Here is a 26,784-nt window from a genome sequence, read left to right as displayed (position 1 = left end):
GCTAGGCAGATCCACGCCCTCGGTGGGTGCACTCCGAACGACGTTCGGGAGAGGGCGGCAGGATGGGTCCGTGGACGAACTCGATGCGGCGATCCTGCGGGAACTCCAGTCCGATGCCCGGCGGACCAACCGGGACGTGGCGGCCGCCGTGGGGGTGGCGCCGTCCACGGCGCTGGAGCGCACCCGGGCGCTGCGGGACCGCGGGGTCATCCGGGGAGCCACCCTGGACGTCGACCTGGCGTCGGTCGGGCGCCCGGTGCAGGCGCTGATCGCCATCCGGGTGCGCCCGCCCTCCCGCCGCGCGATCGAGGCCTTCCGGGACTGGGCGCAGGCCCAGCCGGAGACGATCGGGCTGTTCGTCGTCTCCGGCGCCGAGGACTTCCTGGTGCACGTGGCCCTGGCCGACAACCAGGCGCTGTACTCCTTCGTCGTCGACCGGCTCACCCAGCGGCCGGAGGTCGGCGACGTGCGGACCAGCGTGGTCTACGAGCACCTGCGCCGGCCACCGCGTATCACCGCGACCGACTCCCCGATCAGCCCGGCTGGCGCAGCAGGTACCGGCCGAAGTGGGGCACGGTGAAGGCGATCTGGCCGCGCTCGGCGCTGTAGACCAGGCCCTTCTTGATCAGCGAGTCCCGGGCCGGGGAGAGCGAGGCGGGCTTGCGGCCCAGGGAGACCGCGACGTCGGAGGTGCTGACGGCGGTGCCGGAGGGCCCGCCCAGCTCGGCCATCGCGTGCATGTACTCCCGCTCGGCGGGGGTGGCCCGGTCGTAGCGGGAGCCGAAGAACCCCACCGCCAGCTCGGCCTCGGCGGCCGGTGCGGCCATCGCGACGTCGGCGGCGGTGATCGGCGAGGTGGCGGCGACGTCCCAGGTGACCTTGCCGTAGGCCTGCACGAAGTAGGGGTAGCCGTCGGCGGCGTCGTAGAGCGCGTCGAGGGCCTCGGCGTCGAAGGCGACGTCCTCCCGCTCGGCCGGGCCGACCAGGGCTCGGTCGGCGGCGGGGCGGTCCAGCCGGTCGATCCGCAGGTAGCGGAACAGCCGCTCGGAGTAGGACTTCGAGGCACTGAGGACGGCGGGCAGGTGCGGCAGCCCGGCGCCCACCACGATCAGCGGCGCCCCCTGCTGGGAGAGCTCGTGGCAGGCGGCGCAGATGGCGCTGACGTCGTCGGGCTGCACGTCCTGCATCTCGTCGATGAACAGCGCGATGCCGCTGCCGATGTCGGCGGCCACCCCGGCGGCGTCGCTGAGCAGCTCGACCAGGTCGATCTCCATGTCGCCGCTGTCGGCCCGGCCGGTGGCGGCGGGGACGTCGATGCCCGGCTGCCAGCGGTCGCGCACCTTGGCGTCCGGTGCCTGCCGCTGGGCGAAGGCCTTGACCACGCCCAGCACCTCCTGCACCGACTCCTGGTCGCCGTGCCGCGGACCCAGCTCGCGCAGCGCCATGTGCAGCGCGCTGGAGACCGGCCGCCGCAGCGACTGGTCGGGCCGGGCCTCGATCTTGCCGGTCCCCCACCCGCGGGCGATCGCCGCGGACCGCAGCTGGTTGAGCAGCACCGTCTTGCCGACCCCGCGCAGCCCGGTGAGCACCAGCGACCGCTCCGGGCGGCCGTGCGCGATCCGCTCGAGGACGACGTCGAAGGCGCTCAGCTCGGTGTCGCGGCCGGCGAGCTCGGGGGGCCGCTGACCGGCGCCGGGGGCGTACGGGTTCCGCACGGGGTCCATGTGTCGCACCGTATTCGGCTCTCTAGCGGTCGAGGTAGACCTGCGTAGAACGGGGTAGGGCGTGTCGCGTGGCGCATCGGGAGCGGTTCGACGGCTGGATCCTCGGCACCGGCACGACCTCGGGCACCCGGCTGGTCGTCGGGCACTGGCCGCGGTCGCCGCTGGGCGCGGTGTCCGACGTGATGGTCGAGCGCGCCGACGGGCACCGGGTGCTGCTGGCGCAGACGCGGCCGCTGGCCGACTTCGTGGCGGCCACCTACTCCTTCGACGCGGTGCACGTCGTCGACGTCGCGGTGCGCCGGGCCGCCGACCGGTGGACGGTGCAGGCCGGTCCGCTGGCCCTGCAGGTACGCGTGGGACGTCGTCCGGCCCTGGGCTGGCTGCTGCGCGCCGTCCCGCCGCCGCTGGCCCGCACCCCGGCCTGGGTCGGGCTGCTGGACCGCCCCGCGCAGCTGCTCACCGGCCTGCACACCCGCGGCTCGGCCGGGAACGGACGGACCGAGTGGTACGGCGTGCAGGACCTGCACGCCCTGGTGTCGGCCACGGCGAGCTGGGACGGTGCGCCGCTGGGCGACCTGGCCCCCGTCGACCCACCGGTCCGGTTCGGGTTCGGTTCGGTGCCGCCCCGGCCCTCGGTGGTGCGGGTGACCACCACCGTCGAGGTCCCGTAGCGGCGTCTGCGGTCCTCTAGCGGCGGGACTAGACGGCCGCAGACCGGGTCAGACGGCGCCGCCGCAGCCAGCGGACCACGAGCACGGTGCCGACGACGGCGAACGGCAGCGCGCTGGCCAGCAGCGTCCACCCGCCGAGCTCGCCGGCCGCACCGACCGTGGCGCCCACCCCGACGTGCAGCACGGTGCCCGGGACCAGGCCGATCGCCGTCCCCAGCAGGTGGTCGCGGAAGCGGATGCCCGAGAGCCCGCCCGCGTAGCTGACCAGCGTGAACGGGGCGACCGGCGTCAGCCGCCCGAGCAGGGTGGACAGCACCCCGCGGTGGGTCAGCACGGCGTCGGCCCGGGCCAGCCGGGGCCCGGCCAGCCGCTGCACGGTGTCCCGGCCCAGCAGCCGGGCCACCCCGAACCCGGCCGCGGCACCCAGCACCCCGCTGGCCCAGGCCACCACCAGGCCGCCCTCGAACCCGGCGAGCACCCCGGCGAGCACGCTGAGCGCCGTCCGCGGCACCGGGGCGAGGGTGACCAGCGCCGACACCACGACGAGCCCGACCCAGCCCCAGGCCCCCGCGTCGGCCAGCCACCCGCGCAGCGTCGCCACCGAGGGCAGGTCGACGGTCACCGCCAGCACCACCCCGGCGACCAGCAGCAGGACCAACAGCGCTGCCCGCACGGCCTGCGCCGTCGTCACCCGCGCCCGCCTCATCGCCCCCAGTGTGCGGGCCGTGGGCGAGGATGGGCCGGTGACCGGGGTGCTGGCGGGGTTCCTGGTCATCGGGGTGGTCATCGGGGTCGGGTACCTCGTTGGCCGGCGCGGTGTGCTGGGCCCGCACGCGCAGGAGGTGCTCTCCCGGGCCTCGTTCCTCGTCGCGACGCCGGCGCTGCTGTTCACCACGCTGGCCGGGGCCGAGCTGGGGGACGTCTTCTCCCCCGTGCTGCTGGTGACCTCGGTGTCGGCGCTGGCGGCCATCGCGGTGTTCGCCGTCGTCGGCGCGGTGTGCGGGTGGGGGCTGGGGCGCACGACCATCGGGGCGCTGAGCGCGAGCATGGTCAACAGCGCCAACCTGGGCATCCCGATCGCGATCTACGTGCTCGGGGACGCCACCGCGGTCGCCCCGCTGCTGCTGTTCCAGCTGGTCGTGCTGGTCCCGGCGTCGCTGGTGGTGCTGGACCTCGCGGTCCCGGGCTCGGGGACGACGCTGCGCGAGCGGCTGCTGGCGCCGGTGAAGAACCCGGTGCTCATCGGGTCGGCGCTGGGCCTGCTGGTCAGCGCCTTCGACGTCCGGGTGCCCGGCTTCCTGCTCGACCCGATCGGGCTGCTGGGCGGCCTCGCCGTCCCCGCGGTGCTGCTGGCCTACGGCATCTCGCTGCACGGCAGTCCGGTGCCCGGCCGCGGGGCCGAGCGGGCGCCGGTGCTGACCGCGGTCGGCGTCAAGCTGGTCGGCATGCCGTTGGTGGCCTGGCTGCTCGGGCTCGCGCTGGGGCTGGGGCCGCAGACGCTCTTCGTCGTCGTGGTGCTCTGCGCGCTGCCCGCGGCGCAGAACATCTTCACCTACGCGGTCACCTACCGGACGGCCGTCGACCTGGCCCGGGAGTCGATCACGCTGAGCACGGTGGGCTCCATCCCGGTGCTGCTGGTGGTGTCAGCCCTGCTGGGCTGAGGGCGGGGCGAGGCCCACCTGGTCGGCCCGCTCGGCCCAGTACGCCAGGGTCGAGGGCAGGTCGACGATGCCGGCGTCCGACCCCAGGCCCTGGGCGACCAGCGCGGCGGCCGCGGTGGCCAGTCGCGCGGCCACCGGCAGGTCCCAGCCGAGCTGCAGACCCACGACCAGCCCGGCGGTGAAGGCGTCGCCGCACCCGGTGGTGTCCACGACGTCGAGGGTGAAGGCCGGGACGCGCTCGGCCGGGCCCTCCCCGACGATCAGCGAGCCCTCGGCGCCGCAGGTCACCACGACCGTGCCCACGCCCAGTCCCCGGAGCACCCGGGCGGCCTCCTCGAGGTCGGCGAGGCCGGTCATCGAGCGCAGCTGGTCGTCGTTGGGCACGAAGAGGTCCACCCAGGGCCACAGGGGCCTCAGCAGCTCCAGCACGTCCGGTCCGGCGCCCGATCGCAGCAGGTCCACGGTGGTGGTCGTCCCCGACCCGCGGGCGTGCCGGAGCAGACCCGGTGCCACCTCGGTGGCGAACGGGCCGAGGACGTCGGGTCCACCCAGGTGCAGCACGTCGGCACGGGCGACCAGGTCGAGGTCCACGTCGTCGGCGGTCAGCGTCGCGGTGACCCCGGGCAGGTGCATCGTGGGCCGCTCGCCGTTGGGCCGGATCGGCAGGATCGTCGTCGACGTCCGGCCGCCCTCGCGGGTGACCAACCGGTCCGTCTCGACCCCGTGGTCGGCCAGCAGCATGCGGAGCAGCCGCCCCAGGGAGTCCGACCCGATGGCCCCGATCGAGGTCACCCGGGCGCCGAGCTTGGCCAGGTCCACCGAGGTCCCGGCGGCGGTCCCGGCCGCGGTGATCCGCGCGTCCTCGATCAGCACCCCGCCCTGTCCGGGCGGGATCTCGGTGACCGGGCGGACCAGCACGTCGACGATGTGCGGGCCGATGCAGACGACGTGGGTCATCGGGGGGTCCCTCCGTAGGCGGCAGCGGCGACCTCGGCGAGCTCGTCGTCGGTGAGCACCCGCGGGCGGCCCAGCGCGCTGGCCTCCCCGAACAGCTCGCAGAGCCACTCGAGCAGGTGGGCCCGCTCGAAGGCCTGGTCCAGGTCGGCGCCGTACGTCACGGCACCGTGGTTCTGCATCAGCGCGGCGGTGCGGTCCTGCAGGGCCCCGGTCACGGCGGCGGCGAGCTCCGGCGTCCCGTAACGGTGGTACGGCGCGACGCGCGGGGCGCCCCCGAGCCGGACGGCGTAGTAGTGCAGGGGCGGGAGCACGTCCACGACGGTGGAGACGGCGACGCTGCGCAGGCCGTGGTGGTGCACGATCGCGCCGGCGTCGGTGGCCGCGTAGACCGACAGGTGCAGCCCGGTCTCGGTGGACGGGCGGAGGCTGCCGGCCACCACCCGGCCCTGCAGGTCGACCACGCAGACCTCGTCGGGTCCGACCTCGTCGTAGGGCACCGAGGACGGCGACACCGCGACCAGGTCACCGACCCGGATGCTGACGTTGCCGGCGGTCCCGGTGACCAGGCCCTCGCTGATCAGCCGTCGTCCGCCCTCGGCCACGGCCTGGCGGGCGCGCTGGACGTCGGCACCTGGTGGGACGGGCTCCATCGCCCTAACGTATATCGAACGACCGACATGGAAAAGACCCGCGGAGGCGCTCGTGTCCGACGACCTGCAGTCCTGGCTGGCCCGCTTCCAGGACGCGCTCACCGCCCGGGACGTCGACGCGGTCGTGGACCTGTTCGCCCCGGAGTGCTTCTGGCGGGACCTCGTCGCCTTCACGTGGAACATCGCCACCGCCGAGGGCCGCGACGCCGTCCGGGCCCGGCTGGTCGAGGTGCTGGACCGGGTGGACCCCACCGGCTTCCGGGTGTCCGCGGGCACGTCGCCCACGCGCAACGGGGCCCTCGAGGAGGCGTGGATCGAGTTCGAGACCTCGGTGGGCCGCGGTCGCGGGCACCTGCGGCTGACCGGCGGCCGGGCGTGGACGCTGCTCACCACGCTGTTCGAGCTCACCGGCCACGAGGAGGCGACCGGCACCCGCCGTCCCCGCGGCACCGAGCCCCGCCCAGGACCGGGGACGGCCGAGCCGTACGTGCTGGTGATCGGCGGCGGGCAGGGCGGCATCGCGCTGGGTGCTCGGCTCAAGGCACTCGGCGTCCCGGCGGTGGTGGTGGACCGGCACGGCCGGCCGGGTGACCAGTGGCGCAGCCGGTACCAGTCCCTGCGCCTGCACGACCCGGTCTGGTACGACCACCTGCCCTACCTCCCCTTCCCGCCCACCTGGCCGGTCTTCGCCCCCAAGGACGCGATCGCCGACTGGCTGGAGGTGTACGTGCGGGTGATGGAGATCGACTACCGGTCGGCCACCACCGTCCGCTCCGCGTCCTTCGACGCCACCGCCGGACGCTGGGACGTGGTGCTGGAGCGGGACGGCGAGGAGCTCACCGTCCACCCGGTCCAGCTGGTGTTCGCCACCGGCATGAGCGGCAAGCCCCGGGTGCCGGTCTTCCCCGGCGCGGACCGCTTCCGCGGGGAGCAGCGGCACTCCTCCGAGCACGACGGCTCCGGCGCGCACGACGGACGACGGGTGGTGGTGGTCGGGTCGAACAACTCCGCGCACGACATCTGCGCGGCGCTGTGGGAGAACGGCGCCGACGTCACGATGGTCCAACGCAGCTCCACCCTCGTCGTCCGCAGCGAGGCCGTGCTGCAGTCGATGGCCGGGACGTACTCCGAGGAGGCGCTGGCCGCCGGGGTGACCACGATGCAGGCGGACCTGACGCTGGCGTCGGTCCCGCTGGCGCTGCTGGGCCGCTTCCAGAAGCCGGTCTACGACCGCATCCGGGTGCAGGACGCCGACTTCTACGCGCGGTTGGAGGCCGTCGGCTTCGCGCTGGACTTCGGCGAGGACGACACCGGCATGCTGCTGAAGTACCTGCGTCGGGGCTCGGGCTACTACATCGACGTGGGCGCCTCCGAGCTGATCGCCGACGGCTCGGTGCGGCTGGCCCGCGGGCAGGTCCGCGAGCTCACCGAGGACGCCGTGGTGCTGGAGGACGGCACCGAGCTGCCGGCCGACCTCGTCGTCCACGCCACCGGGTACGACCCGATGAACGGCTGGGTCGCCGACCTCGTCGACCAGGACACCGCCGACCGGGTGGGCCGGGTCTGGGGCACGGGCTCGGGGACGACGGGCGACCCGGGGCCCTGGGAGGGCGAGCTGCGCAACGTGTGGAAGCCGACCGCCGTCCCCCAGCTGTGGTTCCACGCCGGGAACCTGTCCCAGTCGCGGCACTACTCGCTGTACCTGGCCCTGCAGCTGGCCGCCCGGTACGCAGGCATCCCGACCCCGGTCAGCGAGCGGGCGCCGGTGCACCACCGGCGCTGACCCGCGCCAGGAACCGGTCGACGAGCACGACCTGGTGGTCGGCGGTCATGTGGTCGGGGTCGACGATCGCCTGGATCGACAGCGAGTCGACCAGGCAGACGACGTCGTCGACGAGCAGCGCGAGATCGGCGTCGGGGCCCAGCTCACCGCCGGCGTCGGCCTGGTCCAGGAAGGACCGCCACAGCCGCCGGGAGCCCTCGTAGGTGGCGCTCCGGATGCCCCGCAGGTGGGCGTTGCCGACCGACTGGCCGAGGAAGCTCACGTCGACCTGCGCCTCCACGAACCGCTCGGCGTCCAGCGGGAGGGCCTCCAGCAGGGCCAGGCGCAGGGCCGCGATGCCGGTGGTCTCCCGGGTGGCGGCGAGGATGCGGTCGCGCGCCCGTGCGAACGCCAGCCGGTGCGCGGAGACCAGGATGTCCTGCTTGTCGCTGAAGTAGTGCGTGAGCACGCCGATGGAGTAGCCGGCCTCCTCGGCGATCGCCCGGGTTGTCGCGGAGTCCAGTCCGGTCCGGGCGATGACCCGCCACGTGGCGTCGAGGACCTCCCGCCGACGCTCGGCGTGGTCGACGATCTTGGGCACGGGACTCCTCGGTGACGGCTGGTGGCCGACGGGTGAGCTGGGTCACGAGAAACAGGCGCCGAACCCTTTACAGCAGCGTAGCCGGACCCTAACTTATATCGAACATCCGACATAAATAGTCGGACGTGCTCGCACCCCGCTCCCAGGAGGCCCCCTCGTGACTCTCGCCGAAGAACGCCTCACCGTGTCCCGGACGCTGGACGCCGAGCTGCGGGCCCGGGCCGCCCGGGTGATCCCCGGCGGCATGTACGGCCACATGACGGCCAACGAGCACACGATGCCGCCCTCCTTCCCGCAGTTCTACGCACGCGGTGAGGGGGCCCTGACCTGGGACGTCGACGGCAACCGCTACATCGACTTCATGTGCGCCTTCGGGCCGATGCTGCTGGGGCACCGCAACCCCCGGGTGGACGCCGCCGCGGCCGCCCAGCAGGCCCTCGGTGACACGCTCACCGGCCCCTCGGCCCGGATGGTGGAGTTCGCCGAGCTGCTGACCGACACCGTGGCGCACGCCGACTGGGCGGTGTTCGCCAAGAACGGCACCGACGCCACCTCGACGGCCATCCGGATCGCCCGGGCCGCCACCGGCAAGAGCAAGTTCCTCAAGGCCGCGGTCGCCTACCACGGCGCGAACGACTGGTTCACCCCCCGGGCGGTCGGGGTCACGGCCGAGGACCGGGCCAACATCGTCGAGTTCGAGTACAACGACGTCGCCTCGCTGCGGGCGGCCGTCGACGCCCACGCCGGGGACGTCGCCGCGATCATCGTGACCCCGTTCCGGCACGACGCCTTCGTCCCGCAGGAGCTGGTGGACCCGGCCTTCGCCCGGGCCGCCCGGGAGCTGGCCACCGCCGAGGGCGCGGCGCTGGTGCTCGACGAGGTGCGCACCGGCTTCCGGCTCGACGTCCGGGGTGCCTGGGAGTCCCTGGGCATCCGCCCGGACCTCACCGCCTTCTCCAAGGCGCTGGGCAACGGCTACCCGATCGCGGCCCTGGTCGGCACCGACGCGTTGAGCGCCGCTGCGTCCGAGGTCTACGTGACCGGGTCCTTCTGGTACTCCGCGGTGCCCATGGCGGCCGGCATCGCCACCGTCGGGGAGGCCGTCGCGCTGGACGCCCCGGGCCTCACCCGGTCGGCCGGCGACCGGTTCAAGGCGGGGCTGGAGGCCCAGTCGATCGCCGCCGGGCGGCCGCTGCAGCTCACCGGACCCACCCAGATGCCGCTGCTGGTGTTCGCCGACGACGTGCACAAGAAGCGTGCCTTCGCCTTCACCGACGCCGCGATCAGGCGCGGGGTGCTGCTGCACCCCTGGCACAACATGTTCCTCTCCACGGCCCACACCGACGACGTCGTCGACGAGGCGCTGCTGCGCACCCAGGACGCCTTCGACGAGCTCGCCTCGCTCGACGTCTGACCCACCCCACCCCCACCCGGCACGGCAGAGGAGACCCATGAGCAGCGCCCGCCCGAGTGCACCGCACCGTCGACGAACCGCAGTACGGGCAGGGGTCGTGGTCCTGGCCGCGACGTCCCTGGCGGCGTGCTCCTCGACCGGGCCGGCCACCACCGACCGGACCGGGATCATCATCGGCCGGGCGATGGACGTGAACTCCCTGGACATCTCCCGGTCGCTCTGCGACACGTGCCAGATCTACAACTCCGCGGTCTACGAGACGGTCGTGCGGGCCACCCCGGACGGCGAGCTCGAGCCGCTGCTGGCGGAGTCGTGGGAGGCCAACGAGGACTCCACCCAGTTCACCTTCGAGATCGACCCCGACGCCGTGTTCGCCGACGGTTCGGCCGTCGAGGCCGAGGACGTGGCCTGGTCGTGGCTGCGGGTGCAGAACCTGCAGGGCCTGCCCAGCTACTTCATGCAGGGCATCACCGGTGTCGAGGCCACCGGGGACCGCACCGTCGTCGTCACCTCGGCGGCGCCGAACTCGGCCTTCCTGAACATCGCCTCGGCGTCCTACATGGGCGTGGTCAACTCCGACGTCGCGGCCGAGAACGGCGCGACCGCCGACGCCGACGCGGCCAGCAGCGACACCGCCGAGCAGTGGTTCCTGGAGAACTCGGCCGGCTCCGGTCAGTACGTCCTGGACTCCTACTCCGAGGGCTCGGAGATCGTGCTGTCGGCCAACGACTCCTACTGGGGCGAGGAGCCGAACTTCTCCAGCGTCACGATCAAGGAGGTCACCGACGCCTCGGCGCAGCTGCAGCAGCTGCAGCAGGGCGACATCGACCTGGCCATGCAGATCAGCTTCGACTCCCTGGACCAGATCGAGTCCGACTCGTCGCTGACCACCGACGTCGTCCCCTCCTACAACTTCCTGTACCTGGCGCTGTCCCCCGGCGTGGCCGGCGGGGAGGCCCTGCAGGACGTGCGGGTGCGCGACGCCATCCGGATGGGCATCGACTACGACACCGTCATCGACGCCACGCTGGCCGGCAACGGCGAGCGCCAGTCCACCGGCATCCCGAACGGCTTCGAGGGCAGCGAGGACCTGCCGATCCCGGACTTCGACCCGGACGGCGCCCGCGCGCTCCTGGCCGAGGCCGGCTACCCCGACGGGCTGACCCTCGACGCCACGTACCCGACGTTCTCGGCCTACGGGGTCAGCTCCAACACCGAGATGCAGTCGATCCAGCAGAGCCTGGCCGAGGTCGGCGTGACGCTGAACCTGGCGCCGGTGGACTTCTCCACCTGGGGCGAGCAGATCGACAGCACCGGCTACCCGGTGACCGCGATCTACTTCGCGCCCGACCACCCCGACACCGTCCAGTACTTCCAGTACTTCTCGCTGATCGACGGCTCGGTCTGGGCCGGCCGGGCCCGGATGCCGGTCAGTCCGGAGGAGAACGACCTGGTGGCGGCGGCCCTGGCGCAGTCCGGTGACGAGCGGACGGCGACCTACACCGAGCTGGGCCAGCTGATGTACGACGACGCGATCATCCTGCCGATCGTGAACCCGAGCTACATCCTGGCCAGCTCGGCCGACCTCCAGGGCAACAACTACGACATCACCCGCAACCTCGACCTGACCAGGCTCTCCTTCACCGACTGAGTCCGGCCCCGGGGGCGGGTGACCGCCCCCGGGGACCCGATCCCCCACCCAGGAGGCAGCCCGTGCTCCGCTTCACCCTCCGGCGCCTGGCCCTGATCCCCCTGCTGCTCTGGGGCATCGTGACCATCGCGTTCTTCCTGTCCCGCTCGGTCTCCAGCAACCCGCTGGTCACCATCGTGGGCGAGCGCAACCTGGGCAACCCCGACGTCGTGGCCGCGGCCACCCGCCGGTGGGGCCTGGACAAGAGCCTGGCCGAGCAGTACTGGGTGTACCTGACCAACCTGGTCCGTGGTGACCTGGGCACCTCGTTCCGCACCAAGTCCCCGGTGCTGGACGACCTCGGTGCGCGGTTGCCGGCCACCCTGGAGCTGGCGTTCACCGCGCTGGTCATCGCCGTCGTGCTGGGCACCGTGGGCGGGGTGATCGCCGCCCGCACCCAGGGCAGGGTCGCCGACGGCGTCCTGCGGGTCGCCGCGCTGGCCGGTTCGTCGCTGCCAGTGTTCTGGGTCGGGCTGGTCTTCCTGTTCGTCTTCTACGCGACCCTGGGCATCGCGCCCAGCCCGGGCCGGCTCTCCGCCCGGGTCATCCCGCCCCCCGACGTCACCGGCTTCTACACCGTGGACTCGCTGCTGGCCGGGGACTGGCCGCTGTTCACCGACGCGTTCGCGCACCTGCTGATGCCCGCGTTCATCATGAGCCTGGCGCTGCTGGGCACGGTGATCCGGCTGGTGCGCTCCCAGATGCTGGAGGAGCAGGGCGCGGACTACGTCCGGACCGCCCGGGCCAAGGGCATGGCCCGCGGCCAGGTGCTCAACCGGCACGTGCTGAAGAACGCGATCACCCCGGTGGTCACCCTGATCGGCGTCTCGGTCGGGCTCCTGATCATGGGCGCGGTGCTGATCGAGACGATCTTCTCCTGGAACGGCATCGGCACCTACGCCGTCGAGTCCTCCCGGGGGCTGGACTTCCCGGCCATCACCGGCGTCTGTCTGGTCGGTGGCGTGCTCTTCCTGCTCGGCAACCTGCTCACCGACATCGCCTACGCGACCATCGACCCCAGGGTGCGGCTCTCATGACCATCACCGCAGGCCCGCTCGCGGAGGCCGGCCCGTTCGGCGGCACCGCCCTCCCCCAGGCCCCGCTCGACGACGAGAAGCTCCCGTTCCGGGCCCGGCTGCGGCGCTTCGCCCGGCCGCAGATCGTCGTCGGCGCCGTCGTCGTCCTGGTGTGGCTGCTGGTCATCGCCCTCGCCGGCGTGCTGGCCCCGCACGACCCGTTCTCCTCCTCCGGCGGCCGGCTGCTCCCGCCGTCGGGCGAGCACCTCTTCGGCACCGACTCCCTGGGCCGCGACGTGTTCTCGCGGGTGCTGCACGGGGCGCGCCTCTCGCTGCCGATCGCGGTGCTGGCCATCGTGCTGTCGGTGCTGGTGGGCAGCCTGGTGGGCGCGGTCGCGGGCTTCTTCGGCGGCTGGGTCGACGCCGTCCTCATGCGCACGGCCGACATCACCATGGCGTTCCCGTCGATCCTGCTGGCGATGGCCGTCGCGGCCGCCCTCGGGCCGGGTCTGGCCAACGCCTTCCTGGCGATCGTCGCGGTCTGGTGGCCGATCTACGCCCGGCTGGTGCGGGGCCAGATCCTGTCGATCAAGGAGCGCGAGCACGTGCTCGCGGCCCGGGCGATCGGGATGGGCCGGTGGGCGGTCCTGCGCAAGCACGTCCTGCCGCACTCGCTGACCCCGGTGTCGGTCAACGCCACGATGGACCTGGGCTCGATCATCATCCTGGTCGCGTCGCTGAGCTTCCTGGGCCTGGGCGCACTGCCGCCCTCCCCCGAGTGGGGCGCGATGATCACCGACGGCGCGGCGAACTTCTACCAGTGGTGGATCGCGGCCGGACCCGGCATCGCGATGGTCTCGGTGGTGCTCGCGGTCAACTTCCTGGGCGACGGCCTGCGCGACGTGTTCGACGTCAAGAACCGAGGACGCTGAGATGACCACTGCTCCCCTGCTCCAGGTGCGCGACCTGTCGGTCGCCTTCCGCACCGACCGCGGCGACGTCGAGGCCGTCTCCGGTGCCTCCCTGACCGTGCACGCGGGCCAGACCGTCGCCGTGGTGGGTGAGTCCGGGTCGGGCAAGTCCACGCTGACCGCCGCGGTGAACCGGCTGCTGGCCCCCAACGGCCGGGTCACCCAGGGGTCGGTGACCTTCGACGGGGTGGACCTGCTGGCCCGGTCCGAGCGCCAGATGAACGGCGTCCGGGGCAAGCAGATCGGCCTGGTGCCGCAGGACCCGATGTCGAACCTGAACCCGCTGCGCTCGGTGGGGTCGCAGATCGCCGAGGTGTTCACCGTCCACCGCGAGGCCCGCGGCCGGGAGGCGAAGAAGAAGGCGGTCGAGCTGCTGGAGCGGGTCGGCATCGCCGACGCCGGACGGCGCTACGCGCAGTACCCGCACGAGTTCTCCGGCGGCATGCGCCAGCGGGTGCTCATCGCGATGGGCCTGGCCCTGCGTCCCCAGCTCCTCATCGCCGACGAGCCCACGTCCGCCCTGGACGTGACGGTGCAGAAGACCGTGCTGGACCAGCTGGCCGAGCTCACCGAGACGATGGGCACCGCCGTCCTGCTGGTCACCCACGACCTCGCGCTGGCCGCCGAACGGGCCGACCACGTGGTCGTCATGCGCAAGGGCGCGGTCGTGGAGGAGGGCCCGGCGCAGACCGTGCTCACCTCGCCCACCGCCGAGTACACCCGGCTGCTGATCTCGGCCGCGCCCAGCCTGGCGACCTCCTCGATGGTCACCCCGCCGGAGGGCACCGCCGAGCCGATCATCGAGGTCACCGGCCTGCGCAAGGAGTACCCGGTGCGCACCGGCGCCCTGGGCCGGCGCACCCCGTTCACCGCCGTCGACGACGTCTCCTTCACCATCCCCCGCGGGACGACGGTCGGGATCGTCGGGGAGAGCGGCTCGGGCAAGTCGACCGTGGCCAAGATGGTGCTCAAGCTGGCGGAGCCCACCGCCGGCGAGCTGGCCTTCGAGGGCACGTCGGTCACCGGCATCGGGGGCCGGGAGCTCTTCGCGTTCCGCCGACGGGTGCAGCCGGTCTTCCAGAACCCCTACGCCGCCCTGGACTCCCGGTACACGGTGGGCGACGCGATCCGGGAGCCCCTGGACGTGCACGGGGTCGGCACCCCGGCGGAGCGGCGGGCGAAGGTGGCCGAGCTGCTGTCCCAGGTCGCGCTGGACCCCGAGCTGGCCCGCCGGTACCCGCACGAGCTCTCCGGTGGGCAGCGCCAGCGGGTCGCCATCGCCCGGGCCCTGGCCCTGGACCCCGACGTCGTGGTCCTGGACGAGGCGGTGTCGGCGCTGGACGTGCTGGTGCAGGCCCAGATCCTCGAGCTGCTGGTGTCCCTGCAGCGGCGGCTGGGGCTCAGCTACCTGTTCATCAGCCACGACCTGGCCGTCGTCCGGATGATCTGCCACGTCGTGCACGTGATGCGGGCCGGGTCGATCGTGGAGAGCGGCAGCCCCGCCGAGCTCTTCCACCACCCGACCCACGCGTACACCCGCGCCCTGCTCGACGCGATCCCGGTCGGGGAGGCGGGCTCCCCGTCGGTCGTCCCGGCGGGGTGAGCCGGGAGGAGTGAGGGCCGGTCCGGACAGCCGCCTCGCGGCGAGTGGTCGCTCGTGGCGACGGGGGTGAGGCCCGGGGGCATGCACCGGACCGGCCTGCTCCAGACAAGCACGTCCGCCGGGTCGGTGTTCCCCCCAGGGGGGGCCTCAGCGGTGTGCGTCCAGCCACGCCACGACGTCGTCGAGCACCCGGTCCTGCTCGGGCTCGTTGTGCGGCTCGTGGAACAGCCCGTCGTAGACGGTGTGCGTGACGTCGGTCGACCCGGCGCGGTCCACGACGAGCTCGCTGGCTGCAGGCGGCACCAGCCGGTCGGCGCTGCCGTGCAGCACCAGCAGCGGGATCGTCAGGGAACGCAACCGGTCGGGCATCGCGGCGGTGGCCGCGACCATCTCGGCACCGGTGCGCGCCCGGACCTTGCCCATCCGGTTCAGCGGGTCGGCCTGGTACGCGGCGACGACGGCGGGGTCGCGGCTGACCGCGGTCGCGTCCAGGGTCAGTACGCCGAGGTCTGGCAGCAGCCGCGACAGCACCGGGGCGACCGCCCGCTGCACGCCGCTGGCGGTGGAGAGGTCCAGCGCGGGGGCGGAGAGCACGGCGCCGCGGACGGCGACCGAGGGCCGACCGGTGAGGTACTGCGCGGCGACGAGCCCGCCCATGCTGTGCCCGTAGACGAACAGCGGGACGCCGGGGTGCGCCTCGACCGCCCGCCGGACGACCTCGTCGACCCCGGCCACCGTGGCGGCCATCGAGCCGATGTTCCCCCGGCTCCCGGGCGAGCGGCCGTGCCCCGGGTGGTCGGGGGCGGAGGTGGCGTAGCCGGCCCGGGCCAGGCGCTCGGCGACGTGGGCGTACCGGCCGCCGTGCTCGTGCAGCCCGTGCACCAGCACGACCACCCCGGTCACCTCTGCCTCCGGCGTCCAGGACTGCCAGAACTGCCCGGTCGAGAGGTGTCCCTCCGTGTGCGTGGTCACGCGCGGAGGCTACGGCGATCCCGCTCTCGAGGTCCGTCTACGGCTGTCTAGCGACCACGCGCAGAGAGTCGTAGAGGGACCCATGGAGAGGGCCTCTGCCACCATGACCGGCGTGTCGTCCGTCGTGAGGTTCGCGCTCCGTGTCGTCGTCCTGGCCGGGATCATCTACGTGGTCACCCAGCTGGTCACCGGCATCACCGTCGTCGGCAACCCCGACGGCACGTTCGGGGAGACCGGGACCTTCCTCTGGGTCGCCCTGCTCTTCGCGGTGGTCAACTCCATCGTCGGCCCGGTGGTGCGGCTGCTCAGCCTGCCGTTCGTGGTGCTCACGCTGGGGCTGTTCCTGCTGGTCGTGAACGCGGCCATGCTCGGCATCACCGCGGCGGTGTCCGACCGGCTGCAGGTCGACGGCTTCTGGACGGCGATCGTGGGCGGCTTCCTCATCGCCCTCTTCAGCTGGATCGCGGAGCTGATCCTGCCGCTCAAGGTGAAGGCCTGACGCGCCTGGTGACGGCCGCCACGCGCTCGCACTAGCGTCGGGGCCATGCCCCACCCCGCACCGTCCGCCGGCCCCAGCGACCGCGGGACGAGCGGACCGCCCGGCGCCGCCCGCCCGGCGGACCTCGCCGCGCTGGAGGCGGCCCGCGCGGAGAAGGAGCAGATCCTCGACCGGGCCGCGGTGCTGGCCGCCAGCGAGGTCGGGCCGCTGCCCGCCGGGCTGACCGTGGCCGACGTCCCGGCCCTGGTGCACCGCTACTACCGGGGTGAGCCGGCCGCCGAGGTGGTCGGGCACGACCCCGCCGAGCTCGTCGCGCTCGCCCTGGACCACCTGCGGTTGGCCGAGGTGCGCCCGCAGGGGTCGGCCACCGTCGCCCTGGACCGCCCGGCCGACGGGCCCGCGGTGCTCCGGGTGGTCACCGACGACATGCCGTACCTGGTCGACTCGGTCACCGCCGAGGTGGTCCGGCAGAAGGTCGGCCTCGAGCACGTGGTGCACCCGGTGGTCGTCGTCCGCCGCGACGTGACCGGGGGGCTGCTCGCCTTCTGCGACAGCGGCGACGTCGCCAGCTGCGGCACCGACGCCCTCGCCGAGTCCTGGATGGCCGTGGTGCTGGCCGGCTCGGTGGACGACGAGGCGGCCGAGGACCTGGTCGCCGGCCTGCGCACCGTGCTCGCCGACGTGCGCGGGGTGCACGAGGACACCGGCAAGCTGCGCGACCGCGCCCTGGACCTCGCCCACTTCCTCGAGGAGGACGGCGACGACGACGCCCGCGAGGCCGCCGCGCTGCTCCGCTGGATGACCGACGGCAACTTCGTCTTCCTCGGTGCCCGCGACGTCGACCTCGTCACCGGCGGGGACGGCGCCCTCGCGACGGCCGCCGTCCCCGGCTCGGGCCTGGGCGTGCTGCGCAGCGACACCGACATGTCCACCCCCGTCGTCCCGGTGGCCGCCGCGGCCCGTGACGCGGTGGGCCGGCGGGTGGTCGTCACCAAGGCCGACGTCCGCTCCACCGTGCACCGGCCGGCCTGGCTGGACGTCGTCGCCGTCACCCTGCCCGGCCCGCAGGGCACCAGCGGTCGGCAGCACCGGGTGGTCGGGCTCTTCCCCACCGGTGCCTACACCGCGAGCGTCACCGAGGTGCCGCTGGTCCGGCAGACCGCCGCCGCGGTGCTGGCCCGCTCCGGGGTGGAGGCCGACAGCCACACCGGCAAGGAGCTGCTCGACGTCCTGGAGACCTACCCGCGCGACGAGCTGCTGCAGGTCGACGTGGACCAGCTGCTGCCCGTCGCGCTGGCCGTGCTGCACCTGCGCGAGCGCCGGCAGACCCGGCTCTTCCTGCGCCGCGACCCGCTCGGGCGGTTCTTCTCCGCGCTGGTCTACCTGCCGCGCGACCGGTACACGACGGAGGTGCGGCTGGCGATGCAGAAGCTGCTGCTGGAGCACCTGGGCGGTACGAGCGTCGAGTACACCGCCCGCTCCACGGAGTCGGTGCTCACCCGGCTGCACTTCGTCGTCCGGGTGCCGGTGGGCAAGCGCGGGGCGACCGGGCTGCCGTCGGTGGACGCCGGGGAGCTCGAGCGGGCCCTGGCCGCGGTCGCCCGCAGCTGGACCGACGACCTGGCCGACGTGCTGGTCGCCGAGCACGGCGCCGACGCCGAACGCCGGCTGGCCCAGGTCGCCGATGCCTTCCCGGCCGCCTACCAGGAGGACTTCCCGGCCTCCACGGCCGTCGCCGACCTCGACCGGCTGGACTCCCTCGCCGCGGGTGAGCTGTCGCTGCGGCTGTGGACCCCCCGCGACGCGGCGCCCGGCGAGCGCCGGCTGACCGTCTTCCGGGTCGGGGAGAGGCTGCTGCTGTCCGACGTGCTGCCGGTGCTGCAGCACCTGGGCGTCAGCGTGGTCGACGAGCGCCCCTACGAGATCGACCGGATCGGGGCCCCGCTGGCCTGGGTCTACGACTTCGGCCTCAGCACCCCCACCGGCCCGCTGCCCGCGCTGGACTCCCTCCCCCGCCGGTTCACCGACGCGGTGTCCGCGGTCTGGCGCGGGGACGCCGAGGACGACGGGCTGGGCGCGCTGGTGCTGGTCGCCGGGCTGACCTGGCAGCAGGTCGCCGTCGTCCGGGCGTACGTGCAGTGGCTGCGCCAGGGCGGGCTGCCGTTCGGCTCCCGCTACGTGGAGACGGCGCTGGCCGCGCACCCCGACGTGGTGTCCGGGGTGGTCGACCTGTTCGCGCTGCGCTTCGACCCCGACCACACCGGCGACCGGGCCGCCGACGAACGGGCGCTGGTCGAGCGGCTGACCGCGCGGATCGGCGAGGTCGAGTCCCTCGACGCCGACCGGGTGCTCACCTCGCTGGTCGCCGCCGTCCGGGCCACGACGCGGACCACGGCCTACGTCGACGGGGCGTTCACCGACGGCACCCCGCTGGCGGTCAAGCTCGACCCGCACGCCGTCCCGGACCTGCCCGAGCCGCGTCCGGCCCGCGAGGTGTGGGTGTCCAGCCCGCGGGTGCTGGGCGTCCACCTGCGCTTCGGCGCGGTGGCCCGCGGCGGGCTGCGGTGGTCCGACCGCCGGGAGGACCTGCGCACCGAGGTGCTCGGCCTGGTCAAGGCGCAGACGGTGAAGAACACCGTGATCGTGCCGACCGGCGCCAAGGGCGGCTTCGTCGTCCTGCGGCCCCCGGCCGACGGCTCCCGCGAGGCCGTGCTGACCGAGGGCCAGGCCTGCTACCGGCTCTTCATCGGCGCGCTGCTCACCCTCACCGACGACTTGGTGGACGGCGCCGTGGTGCACCCGGACCGGGTGGTGCGGCACGACGCCGAGGACACCTACCTGGTGGTCGCGGCCGACAAGGGGACGGCGACGTTCTCCGACCTGGCCAACTCGATCAGCCTGGAGCGCGGCTTCTGGCTGGGCGACGCGTTCGCCTCGGGCGGCTCGGTCGGCTACGACCACAAGGCGATGGGCATCACCGCCCGCGGCGCCTGGGAGTCCGTGGCCCGGCACTTCCGCGAGCTCGGCATCGACGTGCAGAGCCAGGAGGTCACCGTCGTGGGCGTCGGCGACATGAGCGGTGACGTCTTCGGCAACGGCATGCTGCTCAGCGAGCAGCTGCGGCTGGTGGCCGCCTTCGACCACCGGCACGTGTTCGTCGACCCCACCCCGGACGCCGCGACGTCCTTCGCGGAGCGGAAGCGGCTCTTCGAGCTGCCCCGCTCGTCGTGGGCGGACTACGAGCGCTCGCTGATCAGCGCCGGGGGCGGCATCTGGCCGCGGACGGCGAAGTCCGTGCCGGTCAGCGAGCCGATGCGCGAGGCGCTGGGCCTCGACGCCGAGGTGGAGCACCTGACCCCCGCCGAGCTGGTGCGCGCGGTGCTGCTGGCCCCGGTGGACCTGCTGTTCAACGGCGGCATCGGCACCTACGTCAAGGCCGAGACCGAGAGCCACCTCGACGTCGGGGACAAGGCCAACGACGCGGTGCGGGTGGACGGCCGGGAGCTGCGGGTCCGGGTGGTGGGCGAGGGCGGCAACCTGGGCCTGACCCAGCGCGGACGGGTGGAGTACGCGCTGTCCGGCGGCCGGGTGAACACCGACGCGATCGACAACTCCGCCGGCGTGGACACCTCCGACCACGAGGTCAACATCAAGATCGCGCTCAACCGCGTGGTGGACGACGGCCGGCTCGACCCCGCGGGCCGCGCCGCGCTGCTCGCCTCGATGACCGACGAGGTCGCCGCGCAGGTGCTCACCGACAACCACGACCAGAACTCCACCCTGGCCGGTGAGTCCAGCGCCGCGCGCAGCCTGCTCGACGCGCACAGCCGGTTCCTCCGCGCGCTGGAGCGCTCGGGCCGGCTGGACCGGGCGGTCGAGGCGCTGCCCGACGAGCGGGCCCTGAGCGAACGACGGCGGGACGGCGCGGCCCTCACCTCACCGGAGCTCTCGGTGCTGCTGGCCTACGCCAAGCTCGAGGTGGACGACGCAGTGCTGCACTCCACGCTGCCCGACGACCCCGCGTTGGCCGACCTGCTCACCGACTACGTGCCGGGCGAGCTGCAGCGTCGCTTCCCCGAGGCCGTCGCCGCGCACCCGCTGCGCCGGGAGATCACCGCGACCGCGCTGACGAACCGGGCGGTCAACACCGCCGGGGTGACCGGGCTGTTCCGGCTGGCCGAGGAGACCGGTGCCCCGCTGGTCGCCGTCGTCCGCGCGCACACCGTGGCCCGCCGGGTGTTCGGTGTCGACCGGCTGTGGGACGCCGCCCGCGCCCTGGACAACCGGGTGCCGGCCGCCACCCAGGTGCAGCTGCGCACCGAGGCCACCCGGCTGGCCGAGCGGGCCAGCCGCTGGCTGCTGCGGGTGCCCGAGCTCGCCGCCGAGCCCGCGCCCTCGATCGGCACCGTCACCGCCCGGTTCACCGACGCCGTGGCCGCGGTGGCCCGGGACCTGCCGGAGTGGCTGCTGGGCGCCGACGCCGGCGCCTACGCCGACCGGGCCGCCGAGCTGCGGTCGGCCGGGGTGCCCCCGGAGTTGGCCGCCGAGGTCGCCGCGGCCGGGCTGCTGCCCGCCGCGCTGGACCTCGCGGTCGTCGCCGAGGACACCGGGGCTCCGATCGCGCTGGCCGGGCGGGTCTGGCAGTGCCTGGCCGAGCGGCTGGACCTGGTCCCGCTGCGCGAGCTGGTGACCGCGCTCCCCCGCGACCGGCGCTGGCCGGCGATGGCCCGGGCCTCGCTGCGCGACGACCTCACCGCCGAGCAGACCGCGCTCACCGCGGAGGTGCTGCGGACCCGGTCGGCCGACGACGACGGCGCGGACGTGCTGGTGGCCCGGTGGGTGGACCGCTGGGACACCGGTCAGCGCCGGGCGGCCACCCAGCTGGCCGAGCTGGCCGCCGGGGACGCGCACGAGCTGGCCGAGCTCGTCGTCGCCGTCCGGACCCTGCGGGGGCTGCGGCGCGGCTGAGGGGTCAGGGGGTGACGAACTCGCTGTCCAGCTTCGCCAGCAGGGTGGGTCCGTCCCAGGTGGGCGGCGGCATCAGCCGGCGGACGGTGAGCAGCGGGGTGGTCGGGTCGGTGTCGTCGGACAGCTGCCAGGCCGCCCGGAACCCGGCTGCGGCCACCTGGGCCGCGGCCTCGGCGTTCCATGCGCCGTACGGGTAGGCCATCAGGTCGACCGGGTGGCCCAGGATCGTCTCCAGCGTCGCCTTGGGCTCGGCCAGCTCGACGGCCCACTGGTCCGGTGGGAGCTGGTCGAGCCGCTGGTGGTCCCAGGTGTGCCCGCCGACCGTCATCCCGGCGGCCTCCAGGTCGCGCAGCTGGTCGGCCGACATCCACCCGGGCTTGTCCAGCACGACCGTCATCGGGAAGAACACCGCCGGGAACCCCAGGGCCTGCAGCGCGGGCAGGGCCACCGAGTGGTGGGTCTCGGACCCGTCGTCGAAGGAGAGCAGCACCGGCTTCTCCGGCAGTGGCGTGCCGAACTCGAGGTGGTCGACCACGGCCTGCGCGGTGACCGGCGTGCGGCCGCCGTCCCGCAGTGCCTGCAGCTGCGCGGTGAGCACCGCCGGTGGGGTGGTGATCGAGCGGGCGTACTCGCCGTCCTCGGCGGTGTGCTCCCGGATCTGGTGGAAGCACAGCGCCGCGACCGTCGACCGGGCCAACACCTCGGCCGCGGTGCCCGGGGTGGGCGGCGGGGTGGTGGGCGCCGGAGTGGTGGGCGCCGCGCTGCCCGCGTTCGACGCCGTGGTCGACGCCGTGGTCGCCGATGCGGACGACGGGCTCGCGGCGCGTCCGCACCCGGCCAGCACGGCGGCCCCGCCCAGGGCGAGGAACTGTCGGCGGCGCACCGGGCCGGTCAGCGCTGGGGCCGGGCGAGCCGGGTGAGGGCGAGGACCCCCAGCACCGCGACCACGACGGCGACGACCCCGGCCAGCATCAGCAGCACGCCGCCCACCGCGGTGGTGCCGACATTGCCGCGGGTGACCAGGGCCTGCAGGAACGTGAGGAGCTGGCCGACCCCGCGGTCGGCGACCAGGCCCGCCCCGAGGACCAGGAGACCGGTGCCGAGCGCGGGCCGGGGTCGGGTCAGGAGCGCGCCGGCCACCAGCAGCGCCACGCCGGCCAGGAGCGCCAGGCCGGCGGCCAGGAACTGGCTGTCACCCTCTCCGAACCCCTGCGAGAGCGGGCTGTAGGTGACCTCCCCGGGGAAGGAGAAGGTCGGCAGGAACGACCCCAGCAGCCCGAGGACGCCCGCGACCAGCCCGAGCACCAGCAGCGGCACCTGCAGCGGCGACCCCGGCCTGGTGGGCGGCGGCCCCCAGGCAGGCTGCCCCCACGGCTGCTGCGGCTGACCCCACGGCTGCTGTCCCGGCCCGTACGACGGTTGGCTCACGCGGCACATCCTGGCCCACGGACCGCCGGCCCGGGCTCAGGCGCGGACGGTGCGGCCCAGCGTGACCAGGCAGAGGACGGCGGTGGCTCCTGCCGAGAGCGCGGCCAGCACCAGGAACACCCCGCCGATCGCAGTGCCCGTGCCGCCGTCGACCAGCGACTGGGCGAACGCCAGGAGCTGGCCGCCGCCGCGGTCCACGAAGACCCCGGCGCCCAGCATCAGCAGACCGGCCCCGACGGCCGTGCGGGACCGGACGAGCAGGGCGCCGGTGAGCAGCGCGGCGACGCCGACGAACAGCACCAGGCCGGTGGCCTGGAACGTCGTCTGGTCGTTGAAGTCCTGGTAGAGCGGGGCGAACGAGCCCAGGCCGTCGGAGTAGCGGTAGGTCGGGAGGACCGTCCCGAGCAGCCCGAACGCGGCGGTCACCAGGCCCAGCACCAGCAGGGGCACGGCGCTGGGACGGCGCGGCGGCGGGCCCCAGGGCTGCGCACCCCACGGCTGCTGACCCCACGGCTGCTGCTCCATCTCCTGATCCTGGTCCCTGGTGCAGCTCGCTGCTCGCGCGGGCCGGGGTCAGGTGAGCCGCAGCACCCGTGCGTCCCAGGGCCCGAGGACGGCGTCGTCGTGGTCGGGGAGGTGCTCCCGGTTGCCCAGCACCAGCTCGGCGCCGACGGCCTCGGGCAGGAGCTCGGCGAGCTCGTACGGGGTGCCCGACACGTTGCAGACCACCAGCAGGGTCTCGCCGTCCAGGCTGCGGGTGTAGGCGTACACGTCCTCGTGGTCGGGCAGCAGCATCCTGAAGTCGCCCAGCTGCACGGTGCGCGAGGTGTGCCGCAGCGCGATGAGCGCGCGGTGGTGGGCCAGCACCGAGTGCGGGTCGTCGCGCTGGGCGGCGGCGTTCCACTCGACGTGGTCGGGGTTGACCGCGATCCACGGGGTCCCGGTGGTGAAGCCGGCGTGCTCGGTGTCGTCCCACTGCACCGGGGTGCGGGCGTTGTCCCGGCTGGCCGGCCGCAGGGTGGCCAGCACGTCGTCGGGGTCGGCGCCGGCTGCGGTGGCCTCGGCGAAGTGGTTCAGCGTCTCGATGTCCCGGAAGTCCCGGATGCTCCCCCACGTCGAGTTCGCCATCCCCAGCTCCTCGCCCTGGTAGACGTACGGCGTCCCGCGGTGCCCGTGCAGCAGCGTGGCCAGGCAGGTCGCTGCGTCCCGGCGGTGGGCCGGGGAGTCGTCGCCGAACCGGCTGACGGCACGGGGCTGGTCGTGGTTGTCCCAGTAGAGGGAGTTCCAGCCGACGTCGGCCAGCCCGGCCTGCCAGCGGCCGAACGAGGCCTTGAGGTCGGTGAGCCGCAGCGGCCGGGCGTGCCACTTGTCGCCGTCGTGGTCCAGCCCGACGTGCTCGAACTGGAAGACCATGTCCAGCTCGGCACGGGCCGGGTCGGTGACCAGCCGGGCCTGCTCGACGGTCACGCCGGGCATCTCCCCGACGGTGATCAGGTCGGCGTCCCGGCCGGCGAACACCTCGCGGTGCATCTCGGCGAGGAACTCGTGCAGCCGCGGCCCGAAGAGAAACCCGTCGGCGCCGTCGCGCAGGGCGCCGTCCGGGCCGACGTCCTTGCTGATCATGTTGATGACGTCCATCCGGAAGCCGTCGACCCCGCGGTCCAGCCACCAGCGCATCATCTCGTGCACCGCCGCCCTGACCTCGGGGTTCTCCCAGTTCAGGTCGGGCTGCTTGCGGCTGAACAGGTGCAGGTACCACTGGTCGGTGGTGGGGTCGTGCTCCCAGGTGGGACCGGAGAAGTAGGACTCCCAGTCGGTCGGCTCGGGCCCGGCCGGCCCCTCCCGGGTGTCGCGCCACCAGTACCAGTCGCGCTTGGGGCTCACCGTGCTGGAGCGGGACTCCACGAACCACGGGTGCTCGTCGCTGGTGTGGTTGACCACCAGGTCCATCACGATCTTGATGCCCCGGGCGTGCGCGTCGGCCAGCAGCCCGTCGATGTCCGCCAGGGTGCCGAACGCGGGGTCGATGTCGCGGTAGTCGCTGATGTCGTAGCCGTTGTCGTCCTGCGGCGAGCGGTACACCGGGGACAACCAGAGGACGTCGACGCCCAGGTCGGCGAGGTGGTCCAGCTTCGAGCGCACCCCGGGCAGGTCCCCGATGCCGTCGCCGTCGGAGTCGGCGAACGAGCGGGGGTAGACCTGGTAGACGACAGCGGAGGTCCACCAGGCCGGGTTCGGTGAGGTCACCGGGACATCCTCGGGGAACCCCGGGCGCCGCGACACCCGGCATCGGTGGTGCACGACCGGATCGGCCACACTCGATCTTGCGGAACTCTTGAGGTTCGTAGGGCGGTGGGCTTGCGGAACCGTCGGCAGAGTCGCTCCTGACACCGACGAGCACCGGGATCCACCCGGCGCCCTGCACCAGGAGGACCCACGACCATGGCCACCACCCGCCGCTCGACCGCCCGGGGCACCGTCCGCAAGCTGCTGGTCTCCGCCGGGGTGGTCGGCGCCGCCGCCGCCGTGGCGGGCATGGGCACCTTCGGCACGTTCACCAGCAGCACGAGCGCCAGCGAGACGGTCAACTCCGGCACCGTGGCCATCGCGCTGGGGACGGCGAACTCCGCGGCGAACCGGCTCTCGGTCACCGCCGCCAACATCGTCCCCGGAGACACGATCTCCCGGGCGGTGACGCTGACCAACAACGGCGACCAGGCGCTGGCCTCGATCGCGCTCACCACGACCGCGACGACCTCCAGCATCCTGGACACCGACGTCACGAACGGCCTGCAGCTGGCGGTGCGTTCCTGCTCGGTCCCCTACACCGAGGGCGGCACCGCCCCCGCCTACACCTACACCTGCGCCGGGACCGAGAGCACCCTGGTGGCCTCCCGCGCCGTCGTGGGCAGTGCGGTCCCGCTGACCGCTCCCCGCGCACTGGCCGCCGGCGCCACGGACAACCTGCTCGTGGTGATGACCCTGCCCCAGGCCGCGGACAACACGTTCCAGGGCAAGTCCTCCACGCTCCAGCTGGCCTTCACCGGGACCCAGCGCGCCGGCACCAACCGCTGACCCCCGGCGGACGGCGGTACCGACCGCCGTCCGCCCCGCCCCTGCCGCACCCACCCGAGAGGAGCCCCGATGACCGCCGTCCTGCCCGCTCCGGCCCTGCTGCCGCAGCCCGTCCCGACGTCCACCGGGCTCCCGGCCGGGGCGCCGCTCCTCCCGCGGGTGGCCCGCGCGGCCGGCCGCGGTCTGGCCGACCTGGTCGTGCTCGTCGCGGTCTTGGCGTTCTGCTTCCTCGCCGCCGGCCCGCACCTGCTGGGCTACCGCACGGTGACGATGCTGACCGCGAGCATGGCCCCGGGCATCGAGCCCGGCGACGTCGTCGTCGCACTGCCCATCCCGGTCGCCGAGGTGGAGCCCGGGATGGTGATCACCTACGCGATCCCGATCGGCGACCGCCGGGTGGTCAGCCACCGGGTCGTCAGCGTCGACCGCGCGGTGGACGGGACCACGACGATCCAGACCCAGGGCGACGCGAACGACGGCCTGGACCCCTGGCAGGCCACCCTCGACGGCGACACCGCCTGGCAGGTCCGTGCGGTCGTGCCGCACCTGGGCTCGGCCATCGCGCTGCTGCGCTCGCCGGTGCTCACCCAGACGCTGGTGTGGGTCGTCCCGGCGGTGCTGGTCGGCTGGGCGTTGCTCGGCATCTGGCGGCCCGCCGACGAGGAGCCCACCGACGACGCCGAGGGCGACGACGGCGAGCGGGTGCCCGCGTGATCGGCTGGGCGGGGCGTGGGCTGTTGTCCGCGTTGCTCTGTGCCGCCGTCGTGGTGGGCACCGGGGGCACCGCCAGCGCGGCGTTCACCGACGCCGAGACCGGGAGCACCACGGTCGGCACCGCGACGGTCGCCGGCGTCACGAACCAGAAGGGCACGACCAACGGCTGCCCGGCGACCGGTAGCACGGTCTCCCTCACCTGGACCGCCAGCACGACGGCCCGGGTGACCTCCTACCGGTTGGTCGACAACGGCACCACGCGGGCCACGATCACCGGACGGACCAGCACCTCGGGGAGCTACACCGCCCCCAAGACCGGCGGCAGCCACTCGGTGGCGATCGTCGCCGTCACCGACTACGGCTGGACGGCCTCGGTCACCGTGGGGTCCTTCACCTGCTGAGCAGGGG

The 26,784-nt window shown here is 73.9% G+C and carries 24 protein-coding genes; 14 read left to right on the top strand and 10 right to left on the bottom strand.

Annotation, left to right across the window (positions count from 1 at the left end; genetic code table 11):
• The first annotated feature begins 70 nt into the window (after positions 1–70).
• Complete coding sequence (locus F1C76_09440) at positions 71–580, top strand: Lrp/AsnC family transcriptional regulator (GenBank protein ID QNG36790.1); 510 nt, start codon at positions 71–73, stop codon at positions 578–580.
• Here F1C76_09440 and F1C76_09435 read toward each other — a convergent pair.
• Positions 534–1,724: an ATP-binding protein gene (locus F1C76_09435; protein ID QNG36789.1), complete on the bottom strand. Its 1,191-nt coding sequence runs from the start codon at positions 1,722–1,724 to the stop codon at positions 534–536. The two genes, F1C76_09440 and F1C76_09435, sit on opposite strands and share 47 nt — an antisense overlap.
• A gap of 68 nt (positions 1,725–1,792) precedes the next feature.
• Here F1C76_09435 and F1C76_09430 point away from each other — a divergent pair, with 68 nt between their 5' ends.
• Positions 1,793–2,395 carry a hypothetical protein gene (locus tag F1C76_09430; GenBank protein ID QNG36788.1) on the top strand — a complete coding sequence of 201 codons (603 nt, stop codon included), beginning with the start codon at positions 1,793–1,795 and terminating at the stop codon, positions 2,393–2,395.
• 28 nt (positions 2,396–2,423) lie between these two features.
• Here F1C76_09430 and F1C76_09425 read toward each other — a convergent pair whose 3' ends face one another.
• Positions 2,424–3,101, bottom strand: a complete 678-nt coding sequence (locus F1C76_09425; protein QNG36787.1) for a TVP38/TMEM64 family protein — start codon at positions 3,099–3,101, stop codon at positions 2,424–2,426.
• Between the two features lie 37 nt (positions 3,102–3,138).
• On the opposite strand from F1C76_09425, the gene F1C76_09420 reads away from it, so the two are divergent.
• Positions 3,139–4,056 (top strand): AEC family transporter, encoded by a 918-nt coding sequence (locus tag F1C76_09420; GenBank protein ID QNG36786.1) that lies wholly within the window; start codon positions 3,139–3,141, stop codon positions 4,054–4,056.
• Here F1C76_09420 and F1C76_09415 read toward each other — a convergent pair.
• Together F1C76_09415 and F1C76_09410 are read right to left on the bottom strand one after the other, a co-directional pair.
• Positions 4,039–5,013 carry a carbohydrate kinase family protein gene (locus tag F1C76_09415; protein ID QNG36785.1) on the bottom strand — a complete coding sequence of 325 codons (975 nt, stop codon included), beginning with the start codon at positions 5,011–5,013 and terminating at the stop codon, positions 4,039–4,041. The genes F1C76_09420 and F1C76_09415 overlap by 18 nt on opposite strands.
• Positions 5,010–5,663, bottom strand: coding sequence for a class II aldolase/adducin family protein (locus F1C76_09410; protein QNG36784.1), 654 nt, complete (start codon positions 5,661–5,663; stop codon positions 5,010–5,012). The genes F1C76_09415 and F1C76_09410 overlap by 4 nt, the downstream gene beginning before the upstream one ends.
• Between F1C76_09410 and F1C76_09405 the strand changes: the two genes are divergently transcribed.
• Positions 5,548–7,446, top strand: coding sequence for an NAD(P)/FAD-dependent oxidoreductase (locus F1C76_09405; protein ID QNG36783.1), 1,899 nt, complete (start codon positions 5,548–5,550; stop codon positions 7,444–7,446). The genes F1C76_09410 and F1C76_09405 overlap by 116 nt on opposite strands.
• Here F1C76_09405 and F1C76_09400 read toward each other — a convergent pair.
• On the bottom strand, positions 7,412–8,026 hold the full coding sequence (locus F1C76_09400; protein ID QNG36782.1) for a TetR/AcrR family transcriptional regulator: 615 nt from the start codon (positions 8,024–8,026) through the stop codon (positions 7,412–7,414). The two genes, F1C76_09405 and F1C76_09400, sit on opposite strands and share 35 nt — an antisense overlap.
• Positions 8,027–8,270: 244 nt before the next feature.
• Here F1C76_09400 and F1C76_09395 point away from each other — a divergent pair, with 244 nt between their 5' ends.
• The 5 genes from F1C76_09395 to F1C76_09375 all read left to right on the top strand — a co-directional run bounded on the left by F1C76_09395 (position 8,271) and on the right by F1C76_09375 (position 14,720).
• The gene (locus tag F1C76_09395; protein ID QNG39130.1) at positions 8,271–9,440 is read left to right on the top strand and encodes an aminotransferase class III-fold pyridoxal phosphate-dependent enzyme; all 1,170 of its coding nucleotides are present in this window, start codon (positions 8,271–8,273) and stop codon (positions 9,438–9,440) included.
• 37 nt (positions 9,441–9,477) lie between these two features.
• Entirely contained in the window at positions 9,478–11,091 is a 1,614-nt protein-coding gene (locus F1C76_09390) for an ABC transporter substrate-binding protein (GenBank protein QNG36781.1), read from the top strand.
• Positions 11,092–11,153: 62 nt separating this feature from the next.
• Positions 11,154–12,167 (top strand): ABC transporter permease, encoded by a 1,014-nt coding sequence (locus tag F1C76_09385; GenBank protein QNG36780.1) that lies wholly within the window; start codon positions 11,154–11,156, stop codon positions 12,165–12,167.
• Positions 12,164–13,078: an ABC transporter permease gene (locus F1C76_09380; GenBank protein QNG36779.1), complete on the top strand. Its 915-nt coding sequence runs from the start codon at positions 12,164–12,166 to the stop codon at positions 13,076–13,078. The genes F1C76_09385 and F1C76_09380 overlap by 4 nt, the downstream gene beginning before the upstream one ends.
• A gap of 1 nt (position 13,079) precedes the next feature.
• Positions 13,080–14,720: an ABC transporter ATP-binding protein gene (locus F1C76_09375; GenBank protein ID QNG36778.1), complete on the top strand. Its 1,641-nt coding sequence runs from the start codon at positions 13,080–13,082 to the stop codon at positions 14,718–14,720.
• Between the two features lie 147 nt (positions 14,721–14,867).
• Here F1C76_09375 and F1C76_09370 read toward each other — a convergent pair whose 3' ends face one another.
• Entirely contained in the window at positions 14,868–15,692 is an 825-nt protein-coding gene (locus F1C76_09370) for a lysophospholipase (GenBank protein ID QNG36777.1), read from the bottom strand.
• An 82-nt stretch (positions 15,693–15,774) separates the two neighbouring features.
• Between F1C76_09370 and F1C76_09365 the strand changes: the two genes are divergently transcribed.
• Together F1C76_09365 and F1C76_09360 are read left to right on the top strand one after the other, a co-directional pair.
• Complete coding sequence (locus tag F1C76_09365; protein QNG36776.1) at positions 15,775–16,191, top strand: phage holin family protein; 417 nt, start codon at positions 15,775–15,777, stop codon at positions 16,189–16,191.
• Between the two features lie 45 nt (positions 16,192–16,236).
• Positions 16,237–21,159 (top strand): NAD-glutamate dehydrogenase, encoded by a 4,923-nt coding sequence (locus F1C76_09360; GenBank protein ID QNG36775.1) that lies wholly within the window; start codon positions 16,237–16,239, stop codon positions 21,157–21,159.
• 4 nt (positions 21,160–21,163) lie between these two features.
• Here the strand turns inward: F1C76_09360 and F1C76_09355 are convergent, their stop codons facing one another.
• Genes F1C76_09355 through F1C76_09340 form a run of 4 tightly spaced genes read right to left on the bottom strand, consistent with a single transcriptional unit; the run spans position 21,164 to position 24,834 of the window.
• Positions 21,164–22,042: a polysaccharide deacetylase family protein gene (locus tag F1C76_09355; GenBank protein ID QNG36774.1), complete on the bottom strand. Its 879-nt coding sequence runs from the start codon at positions 22,040–22,042 to the stop codon at positions 21,164–21,166.
• An 8-nt stretch (positions 22,043–22,050) separates the two neighbouring features.
• The gene (locus F1C76_09350; protein QNG36773.1) at positions 22,051–22,587 is read right to left on the bottom strand and encodes a hypothetical protein; all 537 of its coding nucleotides are present in this window, start codon (positions 22,585–22,587) and stop codon (positions 22,051–22,053) included.
• A gap of 36 nt (positions 22,588–22,623) precedes the next feature.
• Positions 22,624–23,112 (bottom strand): hypothetical protein, encoded by a 489-nt coding sequence (locus F1C76_09345; protein QNG36772.1) that lies wholly within the window; start codon positions 23,110–23,112, stop codon positions 22,624–22,626.
• 48 nt (positions 23,113–23,160) lie between these two features.
• A complete protein-coding gene (locus tag F1C76_09340) occupies positions 23,161–24,834 on the bottom strand; it encodes an alpha-glucosidase (GenBank protein ID QNG36771.1) in 1,674 nt (557 codons plus the stop codon).
• A 195-nt stretch (positions 24,835–25,029) separates the two neighbouring features.
• Here F1C76_09340 and F1C76_09335 point away from each other — a divergent pair, with 195 nt between their 5' ends.
• From F1C76_09335 to F1C76_09325, 3 genes are all read left to right on the top strand, one after another.
• Entirely contained in the window at positions 25,030–25,662 is a 633-nt protein-coding gene (locus F1C76_09335) for a hypothetical protein (GenBank protein ID QNG36770.1), read from the top strand.
• A gap of 69 nt (positions 25,663–25,731) precedes the next feature.
• Positions 25,732–26,376, top strand: a complete 645-nt coding sequence (locus tag F1C76_09330) for a signal peptidase I (protein ID QNG36769.1) — start codon at positions 25,732–25,734, stop codon at positions 26,374–26,376.
• On the top strand, positions 26,373–26,777 hold the full coding sequence (locus F1C76_09325; GenBank protein QNG36768.1) for a hypothetical protein: 405 nt from the start codon (positions 26,373–26,375) through the stop codon (positions 26,775–26,777). The genes F1C76_09330 and F1C76_09325 overlap by 4 nt, the downstream gene beginning before the upstream one ends.
• The last annotated feature ends 7 nt before the right edge of the window (positions 26,778–26,784 follow it).

The organism is Geodermatophilaceae bacterium NBWT11 (genome assembly GCA_014218215.1).
Lineage (GTDB): Bacteria > Actinomycetota > Actinomycetes > Mycobacteriales > Geodermatophilaceae > Klenkia.
Note: the sequence above shows the minus strand (reverse complement) of the source record. Positions and strands in the feature narration are given on the sequence as shown.